The following is a 22,925-nucleotide window of genomic DNA, read 5'->3' as shown; positions in this document are numbered from 1 at the left end:
GCCTTGCCGCATCCGCCGTCTTGCGAACGAACCCGGTCACGTCGTGGCTCTGTTTCGGGCAATGGAAACGCTCGATGAGCCTCCTGCCCACCGCGGCTAGATCCTCGCGAACGCCTGCGGAGAAGCTTGGATAAGCGCCCTCACATCCGGGTTGGAATTGAGGAACGCCACCAGCTTGTCGACGGGGTCAGCCTGCGGCGGCGGGGGTGGCGGCACATAGGCGGCCGGCGCACGGGGTCCATGCAGCAGCTCCAAAGAAAAAGGGCCGTCGGTTAGGGCGCCCCTGGCGGGGGGCGGTATGGTGTTTGACAGGGGCTCCACCCTGTGGTCGACGCTCCCAAGCGTCGATCGCGACGAGCTAACCGGATCAAGCGGATGTGGGTGAGCCGACTGGATCGCCTACGAGGGGTCGCAGCGCTCGCCGTTGTGTTTTCCCACCTCGCCGCGGGCTTCAGGCCTCGATTGTGGTTCGGGGCCTGATGCGCTTCGTGCGACACATGTAATAATTCAGAGATCGGAAGACTTTGAAGCCAATCCGAATGTCATAAACAAGGTTTCAGCAGAGATAGGTCATCGACTGGCAATGAGAAGTGGCTCTCGCAAGCTCGATAACGGCCCAGGAAATCATGTGATATTCAAGCGCGTTTCGCGATAGGAACGACAATCTAGACCCGGGCGACGATGTTTCGGCTCATTCCACGGGGCATACCCCCGACAATCTGCTTCAGGCTCTTTCCTATCGGTCGCCCAGACTCAGTGTAATAACTGTATCCGAGATTATCGAAGAATGACGTGTAGCGGTCGATATCACCGCCGCGCTCAATGAGCTCGAACGGCATCAATTCCATAATGAAGACAGGTTTGTGACGCTCAAGGAAACCATTGCTACCGTCAAGAACCTGCATCTCGAAGCCATCGACATCGAGCTTCACGACGTCCACTCTCTCAATTCCGTGCGCYTGTGCCGCCGAGCTTAGAGTGCTGCTAACAGCATCCTTGCTGGTCATTAGCTGGCCGAGATGCTGGTCATGTAGGCTCGTCGTTTCGTCAGCCACCAGGGGCCAGCTCGAGTAGATTTCCGTTGGCCGATCATCTGAGTCGTTCGCCGTCACAAACTGGTTAAGCGCAACAATTCGGCCGGCAAGATCAGGGTTGAGTTCTATATTAGCCATGAGCTTGCGGAACGCATAACTAGTCGGTTCGAAGGCGAACACTTTTCCAGAGGGGCCAGCAGCCTTGGCCAATGTGAGCGTATGCGCACCCACATTTGCGCCAATATCCAAAACCGTATCGCCCTCCTTGACAATCCGGGCGATCGCCTGGCGTGTCATAGGCTCGAAGCTTCTCAGAAGATAAATCGAAAAGTCGATCCCTTCGTTAAGGTTGAGCTGATAGCGAACTCCATGCCGTTCGCAAACGAGGTCGTCGCTCTTGCCAAGCATAGACCGAATTTTACTTACGGCCCGATAAGCATTACGAGCAAGGAAAATCTTATGGGCCGTCTTCATGCTTAGCGCCACCAATGCTACGGGAGTTCGAGACTGTCACCGACAGCCATGCTAGCGTAACGTGGTATGTACGCTCGCTCAGATTGTGTCCAGCATCAATTCGCCAGCGGGTTTTGACTCGATATTGGGGCCGCGATGTCCTGATTGGAGGCGAAGACGGCCGCCAGCTTCTCGACCGGCGATAGCGCCGGCACGACGACCGACTCCTGCCAGCCCTCCTCCGCCATGACGGCTTCGACGGCCGCGATCTGCGCCTCCGGCACGGTCAGGGCGCCGGCCATGCGATCGCTGGCAGTTCAAAAATGATGGCCGCGACGCTCGGCAGCGGACGCTGCCCGCCCTCTACCTTCGCGAGTTCGGTATAGGCGTGAGCCCATACGGCATCACGCCAGGCGACAAACGCGGCCGCCTGGGCCGCCCATTCGGGAACGGTTGAATTGACGTAGGATGCGCAGGTTATCCCGCTGTCGTAACTGCGCTGCTGCGCCGTCGCGTCAACATGCGCCTGGATCGCGGCGCGGTAGGTATCTACCGTTACAGGCGGTGGCTCGAACGCCAAGGGCTCTCCCCATTCATGAACCGCCACCCAAAGATCCGGAGTGTCGGCTTGGGACGTAAGAACAGCAGCGGCCTCCTCAGTCATGGCCACCGCCGCGGTGTGCTCTTGATTGGCGTACTGCGCGGATAGAATTGTGTACGTCATCCCTTGATCTCCTCAGCCACGAGAACGGCCGCCGACGTTCCGTTGAAGTACGGGGTGCCAACCGAGCCGTTTAGCGCGCAAGTACCGCCATTCGGGCCGACGCGAATTCGATAGGTGTGGGAGCTCGTATCGCCCGGCGTGTACTCGTAGACGAGCCCGGTGAACGTGAGCGAGTTAGCTACGTTGACGTAGACGCCGATAGCCCCGACCGCGTTCACGCCGCTGTCGATAAAGAGTGCGGCCGTTACGACTGTCGTCAAGACGGCACTGGAGACCTGGCCGTTCCACCGGATCCGGATTTTGCTTAACGCGGACGATGGCGTGATCGTCACCGTTTGGATTTCAGTCCCTTCGGTGTTTTGCGGGATCGTGTTGTCGATGGGGATCGTCCCAGTCACCGTCGCGTTTGAGGTGTAGGCCGAGGTCACGCTATTGATGATCGAGCCTGTCGATGCAACCGCGGACGACGAAAGCTGACCGCCCGAGAGCGTCAGGCCGGCGCCGATAGAGATCTCTTCGGTATCGCCGCTGCCTGCCGTCGTGCGCCCAAGCAACCGGGATGTGGCAATATTCTGCATCTTGGCGAAGGTGACGGCGTCGTTGGCGATGTCTGCGGTCGCGACACCGGTCGACACGATGGAACTCAGCCTGATGCTCATCGGCTGGTAGAACAGGTTGGCGTCGCCATAGGTGACGAGCGAGGTCGGCCCGCCGCCGCCAATGGTCCGCTTGACGAAGCTGTTCGCGTCAATCTGCTCGACGGCGCCCAGGGAGGTGTCGAGCGTCGCAAGCGAGTCGATCTTCTGCGGCCGGTTCCGGATGTTGGTCCAATCGGTCGAGCCGGTCGGAAGATCGGCAAGGAGCGTGCGGACGAAGGCGCCGGTCGTCTGGTTCTGCAGCACGATGGCGTAAGTCCCCAGCGCCGGGGCCGCTTCCGCTCCAACGGGCCGATAGTCGGCCGTGAACAGATAGGTTCCCGCCGTCTGCGTGACGGCGACAGGCGCGGTCGCCTGCACCTGGGCAGGGAAGCGGGGCAGGATGCGCAAGCGCATGGCGGGACGTGGCATTAGCGAAAGCCTCCCTCGAGCACGGGCAGATCAGCGATGACGGGCTCTCCGACGAAGCCCGTGACGCTGTCGGTGAAGCGGATATTGACGGTGTAGGAGCCGGCGCAGAGGCCGCGCATGGATGCCGCCGGGAATGCGAACTCGAAACCGGCCGGGGTCAGGGCAAGCTTGCCGTCTGAGGTCGAGCCAGACAGGCGCCGGCAGCCGTTCTCGTCGGCGACTTCCATTTCGATCAGATAGGTTGCGAGCGGCCAGGCGGTTCCGGTGTCGTCATCGGTGACGGAGATGGCTTCCGCCCAGTCCGCAGCGTTTGGCGCTGGCTCGAAGGTGCCGAGATAATTCATCGTGACGCCCTCACAGCTTCAGATGCCAGGTGACGAGCCCGAAGCCCGGCATGGTGTTGAAGGCAGCGCTCGATCCCAGCGGATTGCCTGTGAAGGTCAAAGGAGAGCTGAAGGTCACCGGGAGGCTCGCCGAAAACAGGCCTTGCGCCGCAGTGGTGCCAGCGCCACCCGGCGTGATGGAGATCGAGCCGGCGCCCACGACCGCCGTGATATTGTTGAGCGACCCTGAAACGGTGCCAGTCGGCGCCACCGCCGGCAGATTCGCCTGGACAAGGGTGTTGTAGGCGCGGCCGCCATAGGCGCCGGGCGTCGCCCCGTTGCCCTGGTCGAAGGTGGCGCCCGCCAGCCGGTTGGCTGTTGAATTGCCCATCGTGTCGAGGCCGAAGGGAGCGCGGCCGCGCCAGTCAGGCAGGCCGAGCGTCTTGCCCGCGGCATAGTCGACTGCGCCGCTGACCCCGCGCCCGCCAGCGACCGGGCAAACGATGTTGTCCAGCCGGCTCCACAGCCAGATATAGAGCGCCTCTGTGTCCGCATTCGCGCGCTCCGTCGCGCCTGACGCAGCATTGCCGATGGTCAGCGCATTGAGCCGAACGAAGCCCGAGATCTGCCCCGGCTCGAACGACCATTTCGGGTCGCCGGTCTTGAAGCGCTCGCTGTCGGGCACCGTGCCGCCGCCACCGGACGAGGCCGGCGCCGGGTTGGCGATGCCGTCATCATTCCAGAGCAGCACGCCGGCTGCGGAGCGCACCTCCTCCTTGTAGTTCCGATACGGGAGATAGACCCGCGGCCACCTGCCATAGGCATCCGAGGCGATGAAATCGGGAGAGGCCGGGAGAGGCACCGAGAGCGCATCGTCGGCATAGGCAATGAGCGGCGTGGTCGTGCCCGCGAGGAAGAAGCGCAATTGCGCGCCGGCGACCGCATTGCCGTTGAGATCGAGCACCGTCTGTCGCGACAGGGGCCATGAAAAGGCTGCCATTTGGCATGTCTCCAAAAGAAAAAGCCGCCCCGGGAAGGAGCGGCCTGCGTGTTGGTTGCGAGACGATCGCTCGGGATGAGGACCTGGTGTTCACGTGGCTGTCGTTGGCGGCCGGCCAGATCAACGAGGCCGGTTTGGCTGATTGGCTCCGCCCTCGGTTGGTCTACGAGACGACAGAGACCTCAGTCACCAGCGCCCCGTGAGCCCCCGACCCGATCGAAACGATCAAGCAATGGATGGCGATGAGGGGCCTGAGCCAGAAGGATCTGGCCGAGCTCATCGGGTCTCGGTCCCGGGCCTCGGAAATTCTCAATCGCAAGCGCGCATTGACCCTGGACATGGTCTTCACATTAAACCGGGAATGGCACATTCCGGCCGAGGCCCTGGTCGCCCCCTATCACCTTGCGGCCTGAGCAGCCCTGCTCGCCTGGCTCGCTGACTGCTCCAACACTCGTATGGTCAGCACACCATGCACGAACAGCCGCATTCCCGGCCAAGAAATGCCGTGGACGGACGACGCTCGATCCGGCAGTTTGCCGCGCGATGACAGAGATCACGCCACCAAGAATTCTCGAGCACGACCCGCACGAGAAGCGGCTGGAGCCAATAACGCCTGCGCGGCGGCTGCTGTGCGGCGTGGTGGGCGGCGCCCTGCTGATCGCGGCCGTCTCCATGCTCGGCCTTGCAGCTGCAGGCGCGCCCGCTCGGGGGTTTTTCTTCCTGGGTGGGGTGTGGTGTGGTTTTGGCGCAGCCGTGCTTCTCGGCTCGGCGCTGTTTCCGCGCTTCACGCTGGCCCGCAAACCAGTCGACAGCCGCGGATAGAACGCGCGCGACCCGCCACGCCGGGCGCCGTCAGAGCAAAGCATGCCCGGCGCGTAGCAGAAGCGTTCGCGCCCTGTCGCGATCCGCCCGCTTCACCAAGAGATGGTCGCCGTCGAAGGTCGAGACCACAAAGATGCCGACGCCCTCTGTCGAGAGCGGCGCGATGACCGAGAGGACGATGCCGGTCTGACCGAAGGCGAAGGGTCCGATGAACTTGAACGCGATCCAGCCCTCGTCGGTCTGCACCCCATCGGGAATGCGCTCGCGCAGGCAGGCAATCGACAGCTCGTCCTCCGTCCGGCTGATGCTGACGAAGCCCGCGCCATCCGCCCAGGCGGGAATGGCGCAGTCCTGGTGCAGGCGCGCGATCGCGTAATGGCCTGCGAGCTCTCTCAGCGAAATCGGTGTCATGATGGATCTTCCAGGCAACAAAAAACCTGCCGGGCAAAGGCTGGCAGGTCATGGCTCGCTTCGGGACGGGGTGATCGACCAGGTCAGGGTCGTCGTCGCCGGAGAGCCGCGCCATGCCGCGCAAGCGCAGCGCGTCGACGTCGCGAGATGAGTGTCGGGAATGAGCCAGCCATGGGCCCAGGCTGCCGCGAGCCGCATGGCCTGTCAATTGCGGGCATCGGATCCGACGCCGGCCGCCTTTGCCGTGGACTTGCGCATGCCCCTGCGGCAGGATCGGGAAAACCGGGGGGGTTAAATGACAGCTGGCAACACAGCCGAAAGGCACGCGCACAATCGCGCATTCGCGACACCGCGCCTTGTCCTGGACAGCGCGGGCGATTACGCCATGGCCCGTTCCCACCGATGAACCGAAGCGCACCGCTCACTCCTGTCGCCGACACCCCGACAACGACAATGCAGCCCAAGCCAAAGCCTCGGGCCAAGCGGTCATGGGCGAGAATCGGCTGCCTGCTCGGTTTTGTTCTTGGGGTCGTTTCGCTCGACAACAACATACTCGGAATGGCTGCGCTGTTCGCGCTCGGCACCGCCGACGATGTCGGGCTGGCGTGAGAGCGAGGGGAAAGCCGAAGGACTCGACATCCGTCAGACTTTCCGTGACTTCACAGGCAGCACCGCCATAGCGGCTCCGCATGCAGAAAGCCGGCCGTGAGGGGCGGCCTGGCGTGGAGGGAAGAAGCTCGATCAGCCGGATATCTGGCAGCGAATGCAGCAGGCGGCTACTCTGGCGTCAGGCAGGATTCGGCTGGAGGCTCGCAGGATGAAAGAACAGCCCGATTGGAGTCGGTATTCCGACCGACAGCTCCAAGAGGCGATCGCGTCGAACGTGTTTCTGACTGTCGCGTCGCTCAGATCCATCTACTATGGTCTGATAATGCTGAATACTGGCATATTTGGTCTGGCAGTGCGCCATTTTGGCTGGAGAGAATTTCTCTCCGCATCATGGCAGTGACACTCCTCATAAGGACGCCGGGCTAGAGATGAAGATTGCTTGGGCATTGACGGGGTATGACCGCGCCGCCGTCTGCAGGGCCATCGAGGTGAAGCGAGCGGACCCTGGCCAGCACCGGGCGCCGTGAGAGGGGCGATTGTCGGCCCCGGCCTGATCGGGCTCGGAATCGATCCCGAACGGGGCGAAGGCTAGATCACACCCTCTCTGATCCGCCGCAGCCAGAACTCTTCATTGCTTTCATTCTGGCCCTGGACCCCCAGTCGAAGAGCGGTTCCGGCTCCCAGTGCGGTCATCGCTTGCGAACCCAACATGCTGCTGGGTTGCCTGGGCGCCGCCGCCTTGGCTTCTGCATGGAGCGGGCTGCGCTGCCGCGTCGCCTCGTCGACCTTACCCACCGCTCGCCGGGAGAGAGCATTCTGCGCAACGCGCGCAAGGCCCCCAACGGCAGGCAAACCCGCCCCGAGGGCCGCACCGAGGGGCCCGCCGAGCGACGCGCCCTGGATAGCACCAACCACCGACACCCCAGCCGCATTACGGCCGCTCAGGAGATCGCTGACAGACCGCAGGCCGTTGCGAAGGCCGCGTCCCGATACGACTTGCTCCAGGAGTGCGATTTCGCCGGGTGTGAACGGCTTTTTCCTCATCGGGTCCATGAGGACATCGTAAATTCTCTGGCGGTTGACCACATCGAGGCTGGGACCGGACGTGTCGATGGCACTGCGAAGGTCGGGGCGCTCTTTGACGCCGGTAATGGCATCGGATCGCTTGTGAGCAGCCCTGTTCGCAAGGGCTGTCTCAAGTTCCTTTGCGGCGCGACCAGCAGGCCCGGACCTAACCCCTTCGGATCGGCCGCCATGATGTACTGGTCAATCTCATTGATCAGTTTGGAGGCTGCATCTTTCTCCTGCGCGTTGCGGGTCGCTGCGCGGCGCGCTGCTTTCTTTGCGGCTTCAAGGGCGGCAATCCCCACAAAGCTTCCTTCTGGCGGATAATCGAATTTCCGCAGAATGCCGTGGGTTATGGGAGCAGCTTCGGCAAAAAGGCCTTCCTCCTCCAGAGCCCCCCTGACGCGGCCGATCATCTTCGACACGGACGGCGTCGTGTAATCGACACCCATGTCTTCCACGGCCTTGAAGCCCTGATCCGCAGCTGCCCTCAACTTCTTCGACGTGGGTGCGCGCACTTTCGGCGGGGCAGATCCCAAACGGCCCGCCCGAATGCCCGGAGGGACCGGTGCGGCGAGGGTCGCCATCTCCAGAACCCGCTCAAACCCCTCCTCCGTGCTGAGGTCGAGTTTACCCGAAAGCGCATCGCCAGTCGTTGTGATTTGGCGCTTCAATCCACCAATGAGGCCCGCATTGCTATCGAATCTGAGGCGGCCGTCCTCGCCAGCGCTGAAGGGCAGGATTGCGCCGGTAAAAGCCTTCGAGGGCGCTCCAGCAGGCCTCGCCTGGAGGCTTCCCCCCTCTTCCGGGGCTGCTTGCTGCTGATCTTGCGAGCCGTATTTGTCCCAAGGTCCTGCCATCAGTCCACCCTCTCCCAGTTCTCGGGGCTAGACGGATCGCCGCCCCTGAAGCGATAGCCTTCCTGCAGATCCCCAGGATGAGGCACGGGCGGCGGCGCATTGCCACCACCGTGTCCGCGGCCGGCCAACTCCTCCCTGATCATGGTCCTGTAGCTGTCAGGCACGCGCGGATTGTTCAGGAAGGCTTGCAGCGTTTCCTCCGGCACACCCGCATAGACGCCGCCACCGCCGGTCGGCGCGGCTTGAACCGGCGGCCCCTCGCCCCCGCCCTGCGCGATGATGGTCGCCGCGCTTGGCGCTGGCGCCCCGCCGCCCGGCCCGTAGCCATGGGCGAAGAAGCGATGATTGCCGAGGTCGGTGCCGGTTCCGTCGTCCCAGCGCGGCACCGGGCGACGCAGAGCCGCCTGCGCCTTCGGGGCGTAGAAATGCGTCGCGCCGCCGGTCGGATCGAGCCCCTGCTCGATGACGGGCGCCACCGTGCCGGCGATCTGGTCGAAGCGCCGCTGCGGGATGGCCTCCATGCGCGCGCGGGCGTCCGGATCGCCCCAGGGCTCGAACTGCCAGTTGCGCCCGTCATTCTGCTGCGTGATCTGCTCGGGCGTGAACCCAGCCTGGTTGGCGCGGTTGCGGATGACGGCGGCGACCGCGCGTTGCCCCTCGGGGCTTTCGCGGTCCGCCTCGCCATAAACAGTCCTGACGATGGCGTCCCGGTCGGCGTCGGTCGTGACCATGCCGGTTGCGCGCTCGAGGCGGGCCTCATCCTCCGGGGTCAAGGCGACGTGGGCGCCCTGCCTCAGTGCCGGCCCCCGCGCCGTTGCAGCAACACCAGCGTTTGCATGGCTGCCGAGATAGGCGTTCGCCCTGCCCGCCACGCGCTGCGGGGCTTGCCTGACTTTCCCACCGAGGCCCATCACCGTGGCCCCGTCTGAAATCGCGCCAAGCGCCATAAGGCCCCTGCCGACCCTGTCATAGTCGGGATTATCCGCGGTGAGGCGCCCCAGCAGCTCCTGCTTCTTCGTCTCAACCTGCTGCTTTTGGGCCGTTTCCTGCAGCTTGCGGCCGGCCTCGAGCCCGCTGGTGAACTGCTCGCCGATTTTGCCCGCGAGCGTGCCGAGCTGCCCGTAATCGGTCTGGCGCTGGCTGATCTGGAGCGGCATGATCTGGAATGCCATGGCTCAGCCCTTCTTGGGGGAGAGGATGTTGGTGAACAGGCCGCCGGCGCCGAAGCCGCCGCCCAGCGCCGTGCCGGCGAGACCTGCGACGCTCCCGAGCGCTCCCAGCATCATCTGCTGGTTCGCCGCCTTGGCCTGGTCGCCGGCCTTGAACGCGTCGGTGCCCAGCCCGACGATGCTTTTCGTGGTGTTGTCCATGATGGAGCCGCGATTGCCGTAATAGTCGCTCGCGGCGGCGGCCTGCTGGCCGTACACGCCCGCCTGCCCGCCAATGCCCTGCTGGTACATGCCGAGATAGGGCCGCAGCGCCTGGCGCTCGGCGCCCAGCGTATTGCTGGCGAGCCCGCTGGCGAAGGACATGGCGTCCGTGTCGGTATTGCCCGAGTTCAGCATGCCTTGGGCCGCGCGCGTGCGCTGCAGCGCCTGCAGGCCCTGGTCCAGGTTGAACTGGTAGCCGCCCGAGCCCTCCAGCGCCTTCTTGATATCCGCCCCGCTGCCCAGCGTCAGGGCGTTGTAGCGCTCGAGCCCCTGCTGCCCCTGCCCCGTCATGCCCGCATAAACATTGCCGGCCTGCCCGAGATAGCCTTTTGCCGCGTCATAGCCCTTGTCCAACTCGCCCAGGACGCGCCCCTGGCCGTCGTTGAGCATATCGGCGCCCCACATCGCGGCGTTTCTTGCGCCTTTCGCAGATGCCATGGCGATTTCTCCTCAGTTCAGCAGAACGCTTTTCAGGGTCCCGCCATCGTTGACGTAGAGGCGCACGGTGCCGGCGCCGGTGTTCTTCCAGATGCGGATGTCGCCGGCCGGGATATCGGCTGCGCCCGGCGCGCCCGGGCTCGTCGTCAGGCTGGTCGCCGCGATGCGGTCGTTCAGCGCCGCGAGCAGCGCGGCGAGGAAAATGAAATAGAGCGGGTTCAGGACCGCGGTTCCGGGCTGCAGCACGGGCGTGTCGGAGCCCGGCAGCCCTTTCGTCGCTTGCGTCATCAGCTTGCTCCCGGCTGGACGGAAAGCTCGCCGCCAAACAGCGAGAACGCGACCGGGTCCGAGATCTCGACGGCGATCTGGATGCCCTTGGCGCTCGCCATGCCCAACCGGTTGACCGAGACGACGCGGGTGAACTGCCCCTGCCGGCCGATTTCGCGCCGCACCGGGCTGCCGAAGCTGACGCCGCCATCGCGGCTCCAGGCGATCGCGCAATGCGGGTTGGTGGCGATCGGGTCCGGCCCATCGGCCTCGCCGACGCCCGCCATGATGTCGAGCACCAGCCGCGAGGGAAACGCCCGGACCGGAAAGCCGCTCATCGTGGCGGAGACGACCCTGGCGACCAGCGGGTCGCCGAATTCGAGGTGATGATCGGGGTCGATCACCCCGAATTTTCCGGAGGCCGCGTCGCCGATCACCCATTTGCCGAAGCATTTGACGGAAGCGCAGGCGCGCCAGCGGCTCGCGCCATAGCTCGCCCGCTCCACCCATGAGCCCGTCGTGATGTCGCAGCACCAGGTCCAGTCCGGCGCACTCAGCGCCCAGACCGCGTGGCCCTCATGGGCGTAGACCATGGCGCGCAGCCTCGACATGTCCTCCAGTCGCTCGAGCGCCTTCTGGACGGAGGGCGTCGAGACCGCCTCGGCCACGAGCCCGTTGATGCGGTAGATGACGTTGTCGTTGCCGGCGAAGACGATGGTGTTCGACCATTCGCTTTCATGGCCCGCGACCGCGTCCGCACTGGCGAGTCCACGCGGGATGGTTTCCAGCTTCGAGAACGGAAAACCCACCGGATTGCCGTTGTTCTGCCAGGCCTCGATCGTCTGGGACCCGAAGGCGAACAGATAGCGGCCAATCGAAATGACCCTCAGCAGGCCATCGGGCTTGCTCTCCGCGAAGGCGGTATCGAGCGTGTTGATCGCGGTGTCGTTCAGGCCCGTCGTCCGCATCCGGGCATTGCCGTAACTGAAGCAGAAATAGCCATCGAACGACGTCACCGAATTCGGCGAGCCGATATCCGCATCGGGATAGGAGGAGGCGCCGGTCGTCATGCTGATGACGAAGGCGGTCGAATCCGTGACCGCAACGATATCGGGCGTCGGCGCCTTGTTATTCCTGGCGAAATAGACCGTCTTGGAGCCCGCGAAGGCCCCGATATCGCGGATGATATAGGCGCCGCCCGACCGGGTGATGGTGTAGAGCCGGTCGTCCAGCGCAGCCAGCACCACGCCGTTGATCTCGATCATGCCGCGGCAATGAGAATGCGCCGTCGTCTCGATGATGGCGCGGATGCCGGCGGCGCCGCTGATCCTGGTGCGGCCATCGCCCAGCGTCTCCACGGAGGCGTTGATCAGCCGGCCGCCGCTTTCGGCAAGCCGGCCTGGCGCCGAACTGCGGGGGAACGGAACGGCGACCATCAGCCGGACATCCGCGTCAGCGCGCCGGTGCGGCGCGGGCGGAACAGGCTGTCGAGACGCAAGCCCCGCGACGGGCTGCGGTTGACCCGGCCGATCAGGCGCAGCCTGTCCTCGGCCTCGTCGGCGCCGGCCTTGATCGCGCCGTCGCTGCCTAAGCCGAAGCGCGGCGCAATCCGGCGCGCCAGCACGCAGGCGAGATGGTCAAAGATCTCGTCATCGATCTCCTCGCCGACCGGCTGGAGAATGACATTGCGCGCCAGCAGCTCGGCAAAGGCCGTGTCCATGCGCGCGAGCACGGTCTGGCGATCCTCCGCCGATGGCGGCTCGTTGACGCCGACGCGCTGGATCTCCTCCAGCACCGCCTGCACCAGCTCATCGCGGCTCTTGCTCATGATCTGCGGCCCTCCATGGAAAAAGGGGCGGCCCGGAGAGCCGCCCCTGTGATTGTCGCGATACGCCCGTGGCTTACGCGGTGCCGTTCAGGCGGACTGCGAGGTTCGGACTCACCGGGGTCACGCCGTAGAGCACGTCGAAACGCCAGGTGCTGATATCGTCGGTGATGCCGTAGCCGGAGACGACGCGCACCGAGATGCCATCCTCGTTGATCCGCGCCTTGAAGGCCGCGCCCTCCGGCATCTCCATCGGGACGACCGCGAGATGGAAGGCGTCCTTGTGAAAGATCATCGGCTGGCGATAACCGGTGCCGCCGGTTCCCACGACGGTGATCGGGGCATTGTCGGCGGGCGCCGCGCTCACCGTCTTGTAGGGGCCCGACGTGATGATCGGCGGCGAGATCGTCAGCGCCGCCGGGCCGGTCGAGGCGCCGGAATCGGCATCGGCCCGCACCACGAACTGACGCAGGAAGGGCAGGACGTCGCCATCGACCGGGTTGACCGCAAAAACCCCGGCAATGGTGATGATGTCGCCCGCCTTGAGGATGCCGGTGGTGGAGTTGGTCCAGCCATCGGTGTTCAGGGTCTGGGTATAGCTCGCCTTTGAGGCCGCGTAGCTCACGGCCTGGCCGGCGCCCTGGACCAGCGGCGTGCCGGTCGCGACCCCGACCAGATGCGTCTTGACGTTCTGCGACATGTAGACGTCGGACCCATCCAGCATCGGCAGCCGCGCCTTCTGCAGGGCGTTCCGCGAGACGGCGGTGTCGTAGTAGTTGTTGAAGGCGCCCTTCAGCCCGGCATCATCGGCGGGGCTGAGCAGGCCGTAGCGCGCATCCATCGGCACTGCGAGCTCGTTCAGGCGCTCGGTGCCCTTGAGATAGTCCGGGTAGCTGTCGATCGTCAGGCCCGGCGTGCCGACATGGTTCGGGACATGGCGATAGAGCCCTGCGAGATCGGAATCGATCCGGTTGGCGAAGGCATGCATCAGCGGCTTGATCTTCTCCTCGCCGATGCGCCTGGCGCCCTTCGGGCCCGACAGGAACAGGGTCAGCTCCTTCGAGGTGAAGGACAGGCCCTTGTTCAGCTGGGTGTCGACGACGACATCCATCGTCGCCTCCTCGGCCTCGGCGACCGAGAGCGTCGCGCCCTCGCCCGGAATGAAGTTTTCCGGCCGCTTGACGCGCACCTTGTCGCCCTTCTTCCAGCCGTCGACATCGGAGGCGAACTCGCCCTCATGGACGCGAGAAACGAGATTGCCGAGCACCAGCGCATTCTTGAGCTGGTACTGCGCTTCCCGGACGATGATGTCCTGGACCTTCAGATCATTGGCCATTGCGGCTTTTCCTTATGAATTGCGCCAGCGCTCGTAGTCGCTCATCGACCTGCCGAGGCGGGCTGCGGGGGACGCGCTGCCCCGGACCGCCGAGAGCGGGGGGCCAGCGCGGGTGGCATTGGTTTTGGGGAGCAGAACCCGGCCCTCGATGCGGCCGATCTCGCGTGCCGCCGCGAGCGGCGACATCGCGTTGATCCGGCCGCACAGCTTGGGGTTCTGGGCGAGGTTATAGGCGACCAGCGGGGCCTTTTCGCCGGCATCCAGGATGAGACGCTTGACCAGGTCGGTGGTCACAAAGGAGGGCTGGGTCACCACCGCCTTGAAGTCGGGGATGGTCCTGGCGACCTCCTCGCACTGCTCGACATAGTCGTCGAGCCTCTCGGAGATGCGCGCCTGTTCCGTGTGGTGGTGCTGCTCGACGCTCTCCAGCACCTGGCGCGAAACCTGCCGCCTGTCGGCCTCATAGGCGGTCATGGCGCGCTCATAGGCGAACCAGTCCCCGCCATAATCGGCCTCGCGCGGCGGCTCCCCGACCTTTCGGGCGACCGCGGCCTCAAAGCCGGCCTGATCCTGCACGGCTGCAGCAGCCGACCCGGATTTCAGCACGGCAAGCTCGGCCTGCAAGCGCTCGTTCTGCCGTCTCAGGCGTTCGGACCGCGATTTTTTGCGCGGCCGGTTCTCGGTATCGTTCTCCTGGGCGTTCTCCTGGCCTTCCTCGCCGTTCCCTTGGCCCTCGTCGTCATCACCCTCGCCCGCCTCGCCATCCGGCAGGGCGGCTTCAGACGATTGCGCCTCGGGCCCCGCCCCTGGACGGGCGGCCTTGTCCCAGGTCTCCGACAGCGCGCTATCCGCGGCCTCCGGGGCAGCCTGGTTGAAATCCTCGCTCATGCTCTGCTCATGAAAAATGCCGCCCGGTCAGGGGCGGCGCGGTCATCGCGGCGGCCTCCGCATCATGCGAAGACCTGCCCGAAGCTTCGGGAACGGCGGGGGGCTGCCCTGCGGTTCAGGAATGGAAAGGCCGCCGGCCATACGAGATGAGGCGAAGCCGTCTCATCCACTCGGTCGTTGCGGCAGGTTCCTCAAAGTGTTCAGCTGATCACTCACGAGGGAGACGGAGCGATGCACGAAGATGACGCTGACGTCCTGGCAGACCTGAGCAGCAGCCAGATCCTGATCGTCACAACCCTGATCGACCTGTTGATCGACAAGGGTCTTGTTCAACGCGGCGAGGTCGTGGCCCGCTACGACCAGCTCCTGGCGAATAGCAAGGGCAACGCGGCCAGCATCTCGGTGCTCCAGCCCATCGTCAGCGTGCTGAGCTATCTCGCCCATGACGACACGCGAGGGCTCTCGAAACCGTCCCATTGAGCAACGCGCGCGAACTGCGGCAGTTCTGGTCTCCCCGGCGAGGTGCCAGAGACCCGGCGGGACAATCAGCTCGCGCCCCAGCGCGGGCATTGGGCAGCCAAGCCGTCACCCCTCGGATTTTTGGGGCTTTTGTGTAGTCTGCAACCATGGCTCGTAGTGAACAGACCGCCTCGCTTGCTCGAACGATTCCTGTCTTGGCCTTCCTGGGCAGTGCTCTCGTTTTTGTCTTCGCGTTGAACCTGTTCCTTGAAGAGGCTCGATGGCGGCGGAATTCCAAAAGCCTGCCCCAGATCGAAGCGCGTGTCCTGGCGATACGTTCGGCAAGATTCGGTGCCTATGCCGACCTGCAATATGAAGTGCAAAATGGGCAGGGGCGGCAATCTTGCCGTGCGGAGGTTCGCTTAGGTCCCGAAGCTTGGCGGGTTCGAGCGGGGCGCAAGGTCGGCATTGTCACGAGAACCGATCCGTGCGCCGCGCCCATTGTTGTTAAGGCACCCGCTCCGATCCTGGGCGAATTCCTGTTCTGCCTTGCGGCATTCGTTCTGCTGGTCCGGCAGGCTGGCAAGTGGATGCTTTTCGAACGAAAAAGGCGCGACTGGTCCAACCCTGGCGTCAATGTCAGCTAGCCGCTTTCTCGGGCATTCGCAGCATGGCGCACCTTGCCCTCCGCCGCCCAAGAGAGCAGCTGCCCGCGTGGCGGGTCAGCTCGCGGCCCATGGCACGCGGCGCGCCACACGCTATAAGTGCGGCCCAGTTCGCCAGCGGGGATCACGAGATGCAGATTGGTTTGGTTCTCTTTCCAAAATTGACGCAGCTCGACCTGACGGGCCCGGCCGAAGTGTTTTTCCGCATGCCCGGGGCCAAGGTTCATCTGCTTTGGAAAACCCTGGAGCCGGTTACCTCCGACCGCGGCCTGTCCATTCTGCCGACGATGCGCTTTGACGATTGCACCGCGCTCGATCTGATTTGCGTGCCCGGCGGCCCCGGCCAGATCGAGCTGATGAGCGACGATGAGACCCTTGGCTTTCTCAGGCGGATCGCAGCCGGCTGTCAGCTGGTGACCTCAGTCTGCACCGGTTCGCTGGTGCTCGGCGCGGCCGGCCTGCTCGCTGGCTATCGGGCAACCTCGCACTGGTCCTCGATCGACCAGCTTGCCTTGCTGGGGGCCATCCCGGTCGCGGAGCGTGTCGTGAAGGACCGGAACCGCATCACCGGCGCGGGCGTCACGTCGGGAATCGATTTTGCGCTCACCGTCGTGGCCGATCTCCTGGGAGAGGACATCGCCCGGGAGATCCAGCTGCAGATGGAATATGACCCAAAGCCTCCCTTCGACGGCGGCTCGCCGCGTTCGGCCTCAGCCGCGCTGGTCGAGGCGACGCGCCAGAAGATCGCGCCCTTCATCGACCGGCGGCGGGTCGCGACCGAACACGCCGCCGCGCGCCTGCGCGAGAGAGCGGAGGGTTCGGTCCGCTGACCACGGGACATAAGCTGCGGCGGGCGCCTCGTTTCCTACGCCAGGGAGAGATCTCCTCCCCGTCTGGAACCTTGCCCCGCCTCAGCGCCCCCGTCGCGCAATCTCCCGGGCCACATCCAGCCACAGCTTCGTGGCCCGTTTGTCACCGCGCTGACGGGCAAGCAGTGCGATCTGCTGTGCGGTCTCGAAGGCAGAAGGGCCTGCCCGCTTGATCAGCGCGCCGGCTTCCTGCCTGACCAGTTTATGGCGATCGGCGAAAATCGCAGAGCCTGGGCGAGGAGAAGTGCCTCAAGGGGCCATATTCCGGTGAGGCCTGCAAGGGCATCCGATGAACCACGATCACGCGAACGGGCTCCATTTGCGTGTCCTTTAAGCCGGCTTATGACCCATCCCGATCCTGCGGCTCCGTCAGGCTCCGCTCCATGACGATCGTGCGTTCCTCGCCATGATAGCTGTCGCGAACCGCCGTGAAGCCGAGCCTGGCATAGAACGGCTCGGCTGTGACGGAGGACGGAACGGCCAGGACTGCGACGCCCCTGTAGCGGGCGGTCCGTTCGATCTCTTCGATCAAACGCTTACCGACCCCCTGGCCCTGAACGTCCGGGCGCACGAAGACGCTCCGCACGACCCGCCCATCCAGGCTCGCCGTGCCGACGAGCTGCTCTGCGGCCATGGCAACAAACATCGTTCGCCTGGCCATCAACTCCGACACGGCAGCGGGGCTGAAGCTTTTCTCCACCCGTTCAATGATGTCCGGGGAATAATCCCTGGCATTGGTCTCGCGCAGCGCGGCGAGGATCACGGCGCTGATTGCGCCGGCATCGTCGGCTCGCGCAGAACGCACCTGGATTCTCATCACTCGCCTCAGCCGAACACGGGAGGGCCAGACCTAGCAGCCGATCCGGCAGACGCCAACGGCTGCCTTCGCCACGACCGAGACACTCACAGCGCCGGACTGCTTGTCTCCTGCCAATCGAGAAGCCGGAATACGGGCGTGCGGTCATCGTGGCGGCATCTCCGCCATCGGTCGCGGCGGACACAGGCTCGCCCCTCCCCACCCTTCCCTCTGGTCGTCGCTTACGGCTCTACTCTGCCCGAGACATGCTGGCCTGAGGCTGAGGACTGAGATGAGTGTCGAATTACGCGATGCCGCCGCGAGCGATCTCGCCGGCTGTCACCGCTGCCTTGATGACGTCGCCCGCGAGGGCCGCTGGCTCTCGCGCCTGAGCGCGCCGCCGATCGAGCGCTACGCGGATTTCATCGCCGGCCTGCGCGAGGCCAACGCGCCTCAGCTCGTGGCGGTCGATGACGACGTGGTCGGCTGGTGCGACATTGCCCCGGACGCCTCGCCCGTTCGCGCCCATGTCGGCAGCCTCGGCATGGGCCTGCTCGCCAGCCATCGCGGCTTTGGCCTCGGCCGGCGCCTGCTCACGCTCGCGCTCGACCGGGCGCGGCAGCGCGGGCTGGAGCGCGTCACACTGTCGGTGCTCCACGACAACGAGCCGGCGCGCGCCCTCTATGAGCGGCTTGGCTTCCAGATCGAAGGACGGCGCCGACGCGACTGGAAACGCGACGGCGTCTATCGCGACAGCATCCTGATGGCGCTGGATCTCGGGGCGCCCTAAAGCATCGGCCCGAAAAGTGGATTGCGGTTTTCGGAAAAGCCGATGCAATCACAAAAGGTTAGATCATCGGACCGGATACGATTTCCTGTCCGATGATCTAGTGGCCGCTCTCCCCTTGTGTTCCTGTGACGCCGCCTCATGAAGGAGCAGACATCGAACCAGGCCCTGGTAAGCAACCGGCCCGGACAAGCTCTGCCCGGTTCCGACCTCCGCCGACGCCCGCCGCTGCGCCGGTCGTCACCGCTGCCTGGCGACATGGCCCGGAAGGCAGCCACGGCGCGCATGATCCCGCGTCCTCGGCTATCGCTGAGCCTGATCGGGCCCATTCACCCTTCCGCCCCTCACCGCTTGCCGTAGTTCGTGAAAACGTAATCCCGTGCTTTCACGCCCGTGTGGCAGGAGAAGCCGCACTTGGCGTCGTTCCCCTGCGGCGGCTGGTCGGTCAGGGTGCCCGGCGTGAACGTGTTGGCCGCGGCGTCATGGTTGAACACGGCCCATCCCCATCCGCCGCTATCTGAAAACCTGGTGCTGTCCTTCACCATGAAGTCGACGTCATGGAGGGCGCCCGGCACCGTCGTGTCCGGGAAATACTGGTTCTTTGCCGGGTTCCAGTGAATCTTCGCCATCTTGGCGCCATCGGGGAAAGCTTTGCCGTTCCCGGGAATGCCGGCCAGGTAGGCCTCGATCATTACGGGATTGGCGAGGATCACGGCGACCAGCCTGTCATTCTGACTGGTGGCGACGACCTGCCAGCTTTCGTATCCCCTGAACTCGGAGAACGCGAGCCCACCCGGCACGCTCAGCGTGTACTTGTCCTGTTGGGCGAGCGCCATGCCACCCAGGACGGCGAGCGCCACGCCAAAGGCGATGGCGCAAGCGGCCGGCAGTTTGCGGGAAGGCGAGCGAGGCTGTTCAGACATGGCTCCCTCCTGATGAAGGCGCTCGGAGCGATGCGCCCGTCGCACCATACCATGCCTGCCGTCATCAGCTTGCCTCGACCCGGCCGCGCCTCGGCCGCCGCCCGCTGGACCGAGGCCCGACTCGCGGCAGCGCGCCCTCTACGAACGGCTCGGCGTCCAGATCAAAGGACGGCACCGGCGCGACTGGCAGCGCCATGGCGTCTGCCGTGAGGGCATCCTGATGGCGCTGAATCTCGGGGCTGCCCAGCAACCGGGTCTGCCCCCCTGACCGTTGGATAGACCGATCTGTGTTGCGCCCTCTATGATTGGCAACTCAGTGCCGCCGAGGGCTCATCGTGCACGTCCAAGCCTCCCAATGGCGGGCCTCGTTCATCCTCACCGCCCTGGCTTTTATTGGGCTGTTCCTCATACTCGTGGGGAGCGCAGCCATTGTATTTTCGGAGATGGCGCCTGCGTGGCGGCGCCTGGCGGCTCCGTTCGGCGGCGTCCTGAAATTCGGAAGCTTATCCGTGTCGCTGCTGCGGGATATTCCCCTCCTGACGGCGAGGCGGAGGCGAGCACCAGGGGCACGGAGAAGCATGGGCGTGCTCTACGCCGCCACTGCAGCGGTAAGCGGCCTGAATGTCGTGTTCGGTTGGCTCCTGCTCTAGGCGGGGCCTATCGAACAACACGATGCCTGCGCGAAGCGGACAGAACTGCAGGGCCCGCCCTGCGGTTTCTCCGGTTGACGATGCCGCCCACCTGCTTTCGAGGGGCAAGTTCAAACCGACCTTCGCCGCATGGCCCGCTCCAATGCAAACCTATAGGACAATTGCCCGTTCCGCCGCTTCCAGCCGAATGCTAATCGCACCTGAAAGCCGCTGCGATTTTAACTGACCAGGTCTATCAGGTGGTCGGCGGCCCCATCAGCGATGATAGCGAAGGAGCAGGCAATTTCGCTGGCTATGCGCTGTGCAACGGCCTGCGCGAATATTTGATGAGCCTCCAGGGTTTTGACATCTCGAGCCGGACGCTCCCTTGCCAGGTCTTCTTGCCGCCGCTCAACAATCGATTGGGGATCGGCAACGAGATAGCAGATCGCATCCAGGCCGAGCGACGCAAACACGAAGGCGGGAATCTCGACGAGTCCGTCGCGACCATCGATGACGCTGTGCCCGTCGAAGACAATTGGAAGCGTGGTGGCCTCCGCCTCTCGCCGGAAGGCCGCAATCATCAGCGCCTGGTTGTCGATCACCGCTCCCGTGCGCAGGGTCTCCGAGCTGTCGGGGCACCGCTCGCGATGCGCCTGCTCGGCCTTGATCAGAGCACTCGCTTGAAGATGGAGTAGCGGCACGCTCTCGCGCACCTTAGCGATAAGCGTGGACTTGCCGGCTCCTGATAAACCGAGAAGCGCGATGCGGCAGCTCATGTCGCAAAACCAAATGAGCCCTGCCCGAGTACTGACAGCTGCTGGACGGGTTTCAAGCTCTTGATCGACTGCGGCGGATGGCTTGCGAAAACCTTGCTGCGCTGAAGCGCGGCGAGCGGCATGGGGGGCTCAAGATGCGCTGCGAGCAGGAAGTTGATCACCTTCACGGGTCGCATTTCGGTCGCGTGCATCCCTCTGAGCTGCGTGTCGCTGTAGACGGAACGCCCGCCGGCGAGGCGGCGCAGCTCCTGTGTCGAATGCGCAAGCTTCATCTCCTCAAACACGCCGACCGTGGTGATAGCTTGAGAAGGGAGCGCATCAGACTTGCCCTTATAGAAGAATAGCAACGCTCCCGGCTGGGAGATGTGCGCCGCCGCTCGGCACAGATACACCTTGCGGATCGTGTTACCGGGTGTGAGGAAGCCGGTATCGTTGAACAGGCTTAACTGACTGCGATCAGCCAACTCCGGGAAGAGTATCTCGTGGAACTCCTCCTGGATTGGGATCGCGTAAGCGGCAACTCCGTTGCCGGTCGCGAAGCGGGGATAGTGATTGCGGGCGAGATCGAACAACGAGACCCCGTCGGCAGGCTCTAGGCGGCCGCGGCCCAGCTCCTTTTCGTACACCATCTCGCCGTTCGCGTTGTCGTGAGTATGACGGAAGCCATAATATCCGAGCAGAGAGATGAGTGTCTCTTGTGTAGAGAAGGTCGTCAGATAGACCACGTCGTGCTTGTTCGACTGTGCATACCAAAGCACCTGCTTGAGCAGCAGCTCGCCTAATTTCACGCCCCGACTCTCGGGACGGACCTTGAACGTACAAATCTTGAGGATCTTATCTCCGGGGAGCGATGCGTCCGTGTCACCCGGCTTCTCGTCCTTCCGCACGACGAGGCCCGCGACCCGGTTCTCGTCCATGACGACCCAGCACTTCCGCATCGGCTTGACGCACTTCTCGCGCCACCAGGCATCGAAGCCAGGATAGTCGCTGCGCAGGCTCGCGAAAATTGGATCGTCCTGCGAAATGGTGTTGGCTTCCATCTCCACGACCGCCGGGAAGACGACGGCGACCGCCTCGTAGGTGGTGCGCAGGAACGAGACCGCGTCAGCGACATAGAGGACTCGTGCGCCGAATGTAGACGAGATCCGCTCGGCACGTTCGTGCAGACCTTGGTCCTCGGTGACTAGGAAGTCCGCGACGCCGATCTCGAGGGCGTGGAGCAGCGTGGCGTCGACGAGGTCATTCGGGCGGCGAATTCGCCCGAACTTGGCCTCCAGGACCGCCTGCTCAATGCCTGCCATTTTCTTGATAACGGGAAATTTTTGAATTTTGCTCAGCGAGACGCGGCGCCGGCCTTCGTTCTTGTCCCGCTTGATGTCGTCTATCGCAGCCGCATGCACATAGATGCCGACGCTGTGCCGCGCCGCCAGTTGCTGCAGGGAGGCGAAGTCCGGGGCTACTTCAGCATGATCCTCAAGTCCGATGAAGACATTTGTATCAATGAGAAACCTCGGCGCACTCATAACGGAGGGCATCCCGCATCTTTGGCGTCGCGTAGAGGAAGGACTGTGGCGGCTCGAAGCTAAATCGATCTCGCAACTCGCTGAGCTCCAAAAGGCGCCGTAGAGGGCGGGCGTGCCTCAGTTCGATCGCGTACCCAACCTCGCTGCCCGCAAAATAAGCATCAAATTCCTTTTGGGCAATGCAGGCCCGCTCGGCAAATATCTGCCAGATGTCCTGCGGGGTCCGGCGATGCACCACGCCGATCTCGGCGATGCCGGACAGCGCGCGGGTCGGACTTGTCTCATAGATGAGCGCGGTAGTTCCGGCGGGAACGGACATCGGAAAACGCCGGCGCAACTCGACAGTCTTCTCGCCGCTGATGATCTTCCGGCTGTACTCTGGCTTGATGCTGAAAACGACGTCGCGATGAGGCGGGAGCCGGTCCTCGTAAAAAATGGGGAGCACCAGCTGATTCTCGTCGATCTGCTCGAAGCAGAAATCAGCCTCGCGCAGATTGGTCACCATTGCAGCGGCGTCGGAGAAGTGGGCATCGATCCGCAGCGTCGCCCCCATAGCGCCGAGATATTCGCGCAGTGTCGAGACGTGGAGATCCTTGCGGCCCTCGAGCCGAGTGATAGCGGACTGTCCGACCTTAAGACGCTCAGCAACCTGTGCTTGGGTGAGGCCGGCAAGCTTGCGAATCTGTCGCAGGCGCTGACCGATGTGCGCATCCACGGTGTCGGAGCGGTCTGGAAGCGGTTCGAACACTTTGCCAACAACTTTCATCCTGCCCTCGTACTCCCGCGGAGCTTCCGATTGTAATATGACACTGAGATCATATTCCTCCAAGGAATTTGTGCACTGCGGGAGGGGCGCGACCGAGGCGACCCATGTCGATTGACCGCTTGAACTATCTCGTACCTAAGCTAACCGACAGCGCCCCTGATCTATTCCTCATTCCCC

The 22,925-nt window shown here is 64.1% G+C and carries 28 protein-coding genes and 1 pseudogene; 7 read left to right on the top strand and 22 right to left on the bottom strand.

Translation table 11 applies throughout. From position 1 onward, the window contains the following. Positions 1–665 precede the first annotated feature (665 nt). From AB4118_RS28255 to AB4118_RS28230, 6 genes are all read right to left on the bottom strand, one after another. A complete protein-coding gene (locus AB4118_RS28255) occupies positions 666–1,508 on the bottom strand; it encodes an FkbM family methyltransferase (RefSeq protein WP_441492869.1) in 843 nt (280 codons plus the stop codon). 95 nt (positions 1,509–1,603) lie between these two features. Beyond that, entirely contained in the window at positions 1,604–1,789 is a 186-nt protein-coding gene (locus tag AB4118_RS28250; RefSeq protein WP_441492868.1) for a hypothetical protein, read from the bottom strand. Further along, positions 1,774–2,211 carry a hypothetical protein gene (locus AB4118_RS28245; protein ID WP_441492867.1) on the bottom strand — a complete coding sequence of 146 codons (438 nt, stop codon included), beginning with the start codon at positions 2,209–2,211 and terminating at the stop codon, positions 1,774–1,776. Before AB4118_RS28245 ends, AB4118_RS28250 begins: the two co-directional genes overlap by 16 nt. Next, the gene (locus AB4118_RS28240) at positions 2,208–3,263 is read right to left on the bottom strand and encodes a hypothetical protein (protein WP_441492866.1); all 1,056 of its coding nucleotides are present in this window, start codon (positions 3,261–3,263) and stop codon (positions 2,208–2,210) included. The genes AB4118_RS28245 and AB4118_RS28240 overlap by 4 nt, the downstream gene beginning before the upstream one ends. A 14-nt stretch (positions 3,264–3,277) precedes the next feature. Then, positions 3,278–3,622: a hypothetical protein gene (locus tag AB4118_RS28235; protein WP_441492865.1), complete on the bottom strand. Its 345-nt coding sequence runs from the start codon at positions 3,620–3,622 to the stop codon at positions 3,278–3,280. A gap of 10 nt (positions 3,623–3,632) precedes the next feature. Further along, a complete protein-coding gene (locus AB4118_RS28230; RefSeq protein WP_441492864.1) occupies positions 3,633–4,601 on the bottom strand; it encodes a hypothetical protein in 969 nt (322 codons plus the stop codon). A 203-nt stretch (positions 4,602–4,804) separates the two neighbouring features. On the opposite strand from AB4118_RS28230, the pseudogene AB4118_RS28225 reads away from it, so the two are divergent. Both AB4118_RS28225 and AB4118_RS28220 read left to right on the top strand, forming a co-directional pair. After that, positions 4,805–5,014, top strand: a pseudogene (locus AB4118_RS28225) (helix-turn-helix domain-containing protein); the annotation flags it as partial. Positions 5,015–5,144: 130 nt separating this feature from the next. Next, positions 5,145–5,423 carry a hypothetical protein gene (locus tag AB4118_RS28220; protein WP_441492863.1) on the top strand — a complete coding sequence of 93 codons (279 nt, stop codon included), beginning with the start codon at positions 5,145–5,147 and terminating at the stop codon, positions 5,421–5,423. Positions 5,424–5,453: 30 nt separating this feature from the next. Here AB4118_RS28220 and AB4118_RS28215 read toward each other — a convergent pair whose 3' ends face one another. Beyond that, positions 5,454–5,834 carry an ACT domain-containing protein gene (locus tag AB4118_RS28215; protein ID WP_441492862.1) on the bottom strand — a complete coding sequence of 127 codons (381 nt, stop codon included), beginning with the start codon at positions 5,832–5,834 and terminating at the stop codon, positions 5,454–5,456. On the opposite strand from AB4118_RS28215, the gene AB4118_RS28210 reads away from it, so the two are divergent. Beyond that, entirely contained in the window at positions 5,833–5,985 is a 153-nt protein-coding gene (locus AB4118_RS28210) for a hypothetical protein (protein WP_441492861.1), read from the top strand. The genes AB4118_RS28215 and AB4118_RS28210 overlap by 2 nt on opposite strands. Positions 5,986–6,320: 335 nt before the next feature. On the opposite strand, the gene AB4118_RS28205 is transcribed toward AB4118_RS28210, so the two are convergent. From AB4118_RS28205 to AB4118_RS28160, 10 genes are all read right to left on the bottom strand, one after another. Then, the gene (locus AB4118_RS28205) at positions 6,321–6,473 is read right to left on the bottom strand and encodes a hypothetical protein (protein ID WP_441492860.1); all 153 of its coding nucleotides are present in this window, start codon (positions 6,471–6,473) and stop codon (positions 6,321–6,323) included. A gap of 558 nt (positions 6,474–7,031) precedes the next feature. Further along, complete coding sequence (locus AB4118_RS28200) at positions 7,032–7,496, bottom strand: YaaW family protein (RefSeq protein WP_441492859.1); 465 nt, start codon at positions 7,494–7,496, stop codon at positions 7,032–7,034. Then, complete coding sequence (locus tag AB4118_RS28195; RefSeq protein ID WP_441492858.1) at positions 7,484–8,368, bottom strand: hypothetical protein; 885 nt, start codon at positions 8,366–8,368, stop codon at positions 7,484–7,486. The genes AB4118_RS28200 and AB4118_RS28195 overlap by 13 nt, the downstream gene beginning before the upstream one ends. Further along, positions 8,368–9,540 (bottom strand): cell wall hydrolase, encoded by a 1,173-nt coding sequence (locus tag AB4118_RS28190; protein ID WP_441492857.1) that lies wholly within the window; start codon positions 9,538–9,540, stop codon positions 8,368–8,370. Before AB4118_RS28190 ends, AB4118_RS28195 begins: the two co-directional genes overlap by 1 nt. 3 nt (positions 9,541–9,543) lie before the next feature. After that, positions 9,544–10,203: a hypothetical protein gene (locus tag AB4118_RS28185; protein ID WP_441492856.1), complete on the bottom strand. Its 660-nt coding sequence runs from the start codon at positions 10,201–10,203 to the stop codon at positions 9,544–9,546. Positions 10,204–10,248: 45 nt separating this feature from the next. Then, complete coding sequence (locus tag AB4118_RS28180) at positions 10,249–10,524, bottom strand: hypothetical protein (RefSeq protein ID WP_113517398.1); 276 nt, start codon at positions 10,522–10,524, stop codon at positions 10,249–10,251. Next, positions 10,524–11,939 carry a hypothetical protein gene (locus tag AB4118_RS28175; RefSeq protein ID WP_441492855.1) on the bottom strand — a complete coding sequence of 472 codons (1,416 nt, stop codon included), beginning with the start codon at positions 11,937–11,939 and terminating at the stop codon, positions 10,524–10,526. The genes AB4118_RS28180 and AB4118_RS28175 overlap by 1 nt, the downstream gene beginning before the upstream one ends. Next, a complete protein-coding gene (locus AB4118_RS28170) occupies positions 11,939–12,331 on the bottom strand; it encodes a hypothetical protein (protein WP_441492854.1) in 393 nt (130 codons plus the stop codon). Before AB4118_RS28170 ends, AB4118_RS28175 begins: the two co-directional genes overlap by 1 nt. A gap of 73 nt (positions 12,332–12,404) precedes the next feature. Further along, a complete protein-coding gene (locus tag AB4118_RS28165; protein ID WP_441492853.1) occupies positions 12,405–13,664 on the bottom strand; it encodes a P22 phage major capsid protein family protein in 1,260 nt (419 codons plus the stop codon). 12 nt (positions 13,665–13,676) lie between these two features. Next, entirely contained in the window at positions 13,677–14,552 is an 876-nt protein-coding gene (locus tag AB4118_RS28160; RefSeq protein WP_441492852.1) for a hypothetical protein, read from the bottom strand. Positions 14,553–14,783: 231 nt separating this feature from the next. Here AB4118_RS28160 and AB4118_RS28155 point away from each other — a divergent pair, with 231 nt between their 5' ends. From AB4118_RS28155 to AB4118_RS28145, 3 genes are all read left to right on the top strand, one after another. Next, positions 14,784–15,032 (top strand): hypothetical protein, encoded by a 249-nt coding sequence (locus AB4118_RS28155; protein ID WP_441492851.1) that lies wholly within the window; start codon positions 14,784–14,786, stop codon positions 15,030–15,032. 194 nt (positions 15,033–15,226) lie between these two features. Further along, complete coding sequence (locus AB4118_RS28150; RefSeq protein ID WP_441492850.1) at positions 15,227–15,658, top strand: hypothetical protein; 432 nt, start codon at positions 15,227–15,229, stop codon at positions 15,656–15,658. A gap of 149 nt (positions 15,659–15,807) precedes the next feature. After that, complete coding sequence (locus tag AB4118_RS28145) at positions 15,808–16,506, top strand: DJ-1/PfpI family protein (RefSeq protein WP_441492849.1); 699 nt, start codon at positions 15,808–15,810, stop codon at positions 16,504–16,506. Between the two features lie 379 nt (positions 16,507–16,885). Here AB4118_RS28145 and AB4118_RS28140 read toward each other — a convergent pair whose 3' ends face one another. Next, the gene (locus tag AB4118_RS28140) at positions 16,886–17,350 is read right to left on the bottom strand and encodes a GNAT family N-acetyltransferase (RefSeq protein ID WP_441492848.1); all 465 of its coding nucleotides are present in this window, start codon (positions 17,348–17,350) and stop codon (positions 16,886–16,888) included. Between the two features lie 283 nt (positions 17,351–17,633). Between AB4118_RS28140 and AB4118_RS28135 the strand changes: the two genes are divergently transcribed. Beyond that, positions 17,634–18,131 (top strand): GNAT family N-acetyltransferase, encoded by a 498-nt coding sequence (locus tag AB4118_RS28135; RefSeq protein WP_441492847.1) that lies wholly within the window; start codon positions 17,634–17,636, stop codon positions 18,129–18,131. Positions 18,132–18,472: 341 nt separating this feature from the next. Here AB4118_RS28135 and AB4118_RS28130 read toward each other — a convergent pair whose 3' ends face one another. The 4 genes from AB4118_RS28130 to AB4118_RS28115 form a co-directional block, all read right to left on the bottom strand. Further along, positions 18,473–19,051, bottom strand: a complete 579-nt coding sequence (locus AB4118_RS28130) for a cytochrome P460 family protein (RefSeq protein ID WP_441492846.1) — start codon at positions 19,049–19,051, stop codon at positions 18,473–18,475. An 868-nt stretch (positions 19,052–19,919) separates the two neighbouring features. After that, positions 19,920–20,459 (bottom strand): ATP-binding protein, encoded by a 540-nt coding sequence (locus tag AB4118_RS28125; RefSeq protein ID WP_441492845.1) that lies wholly within the window; start codon positions 20,457–20,459, stop codon positions 19,920–19,922. After that, the gene (locus AB4118_RS28120) at positions 20,456–21,982 is read right to left on the bottom strand and encodes a GNAT family N-acetyltransferase (RefSeq protein WP_441492844.1); all 1,527 of its coding nucleotides are present in this window, start codon (positions 21,980–21,982) and stop codon (positions 20,456–20,458) included. The genes AB4118_RS28125 and AB4118_RS28120 overlap by 4 nt, the downstream gene beginning before the upstream one ends. Next, entirely contained in the window at positions 21,957–22,748 is a 792-nt protein-coding gene (locus AB4118_RS28115; protein ID WP_441492843.1) for a helix-turn-helix domain-containing protein, read from the bottom strand. Before AB4118_RS28115 ends, AB4118_RS28120 begins: the two co-directional genes overlap by 26 nt. Positions 22,749–22,925: the final 177 nt, after the last annotated feature.

The sequence above is a fragment of the Allobosea sp. 2RAB26 genome, from assembly GCF_052115465.1.
Taxonomy (GTDB): Bacteria; Pseudomonadota; Alphaproteobacteria; order Rhizobiales; family Beijerinckiaceae; genus Allobosea.
The sequence above is the reverse complement of the archived record's forward strand: the minus strand, read 5'-3'. Positions and strand labels throughout refer to the sequence as shown.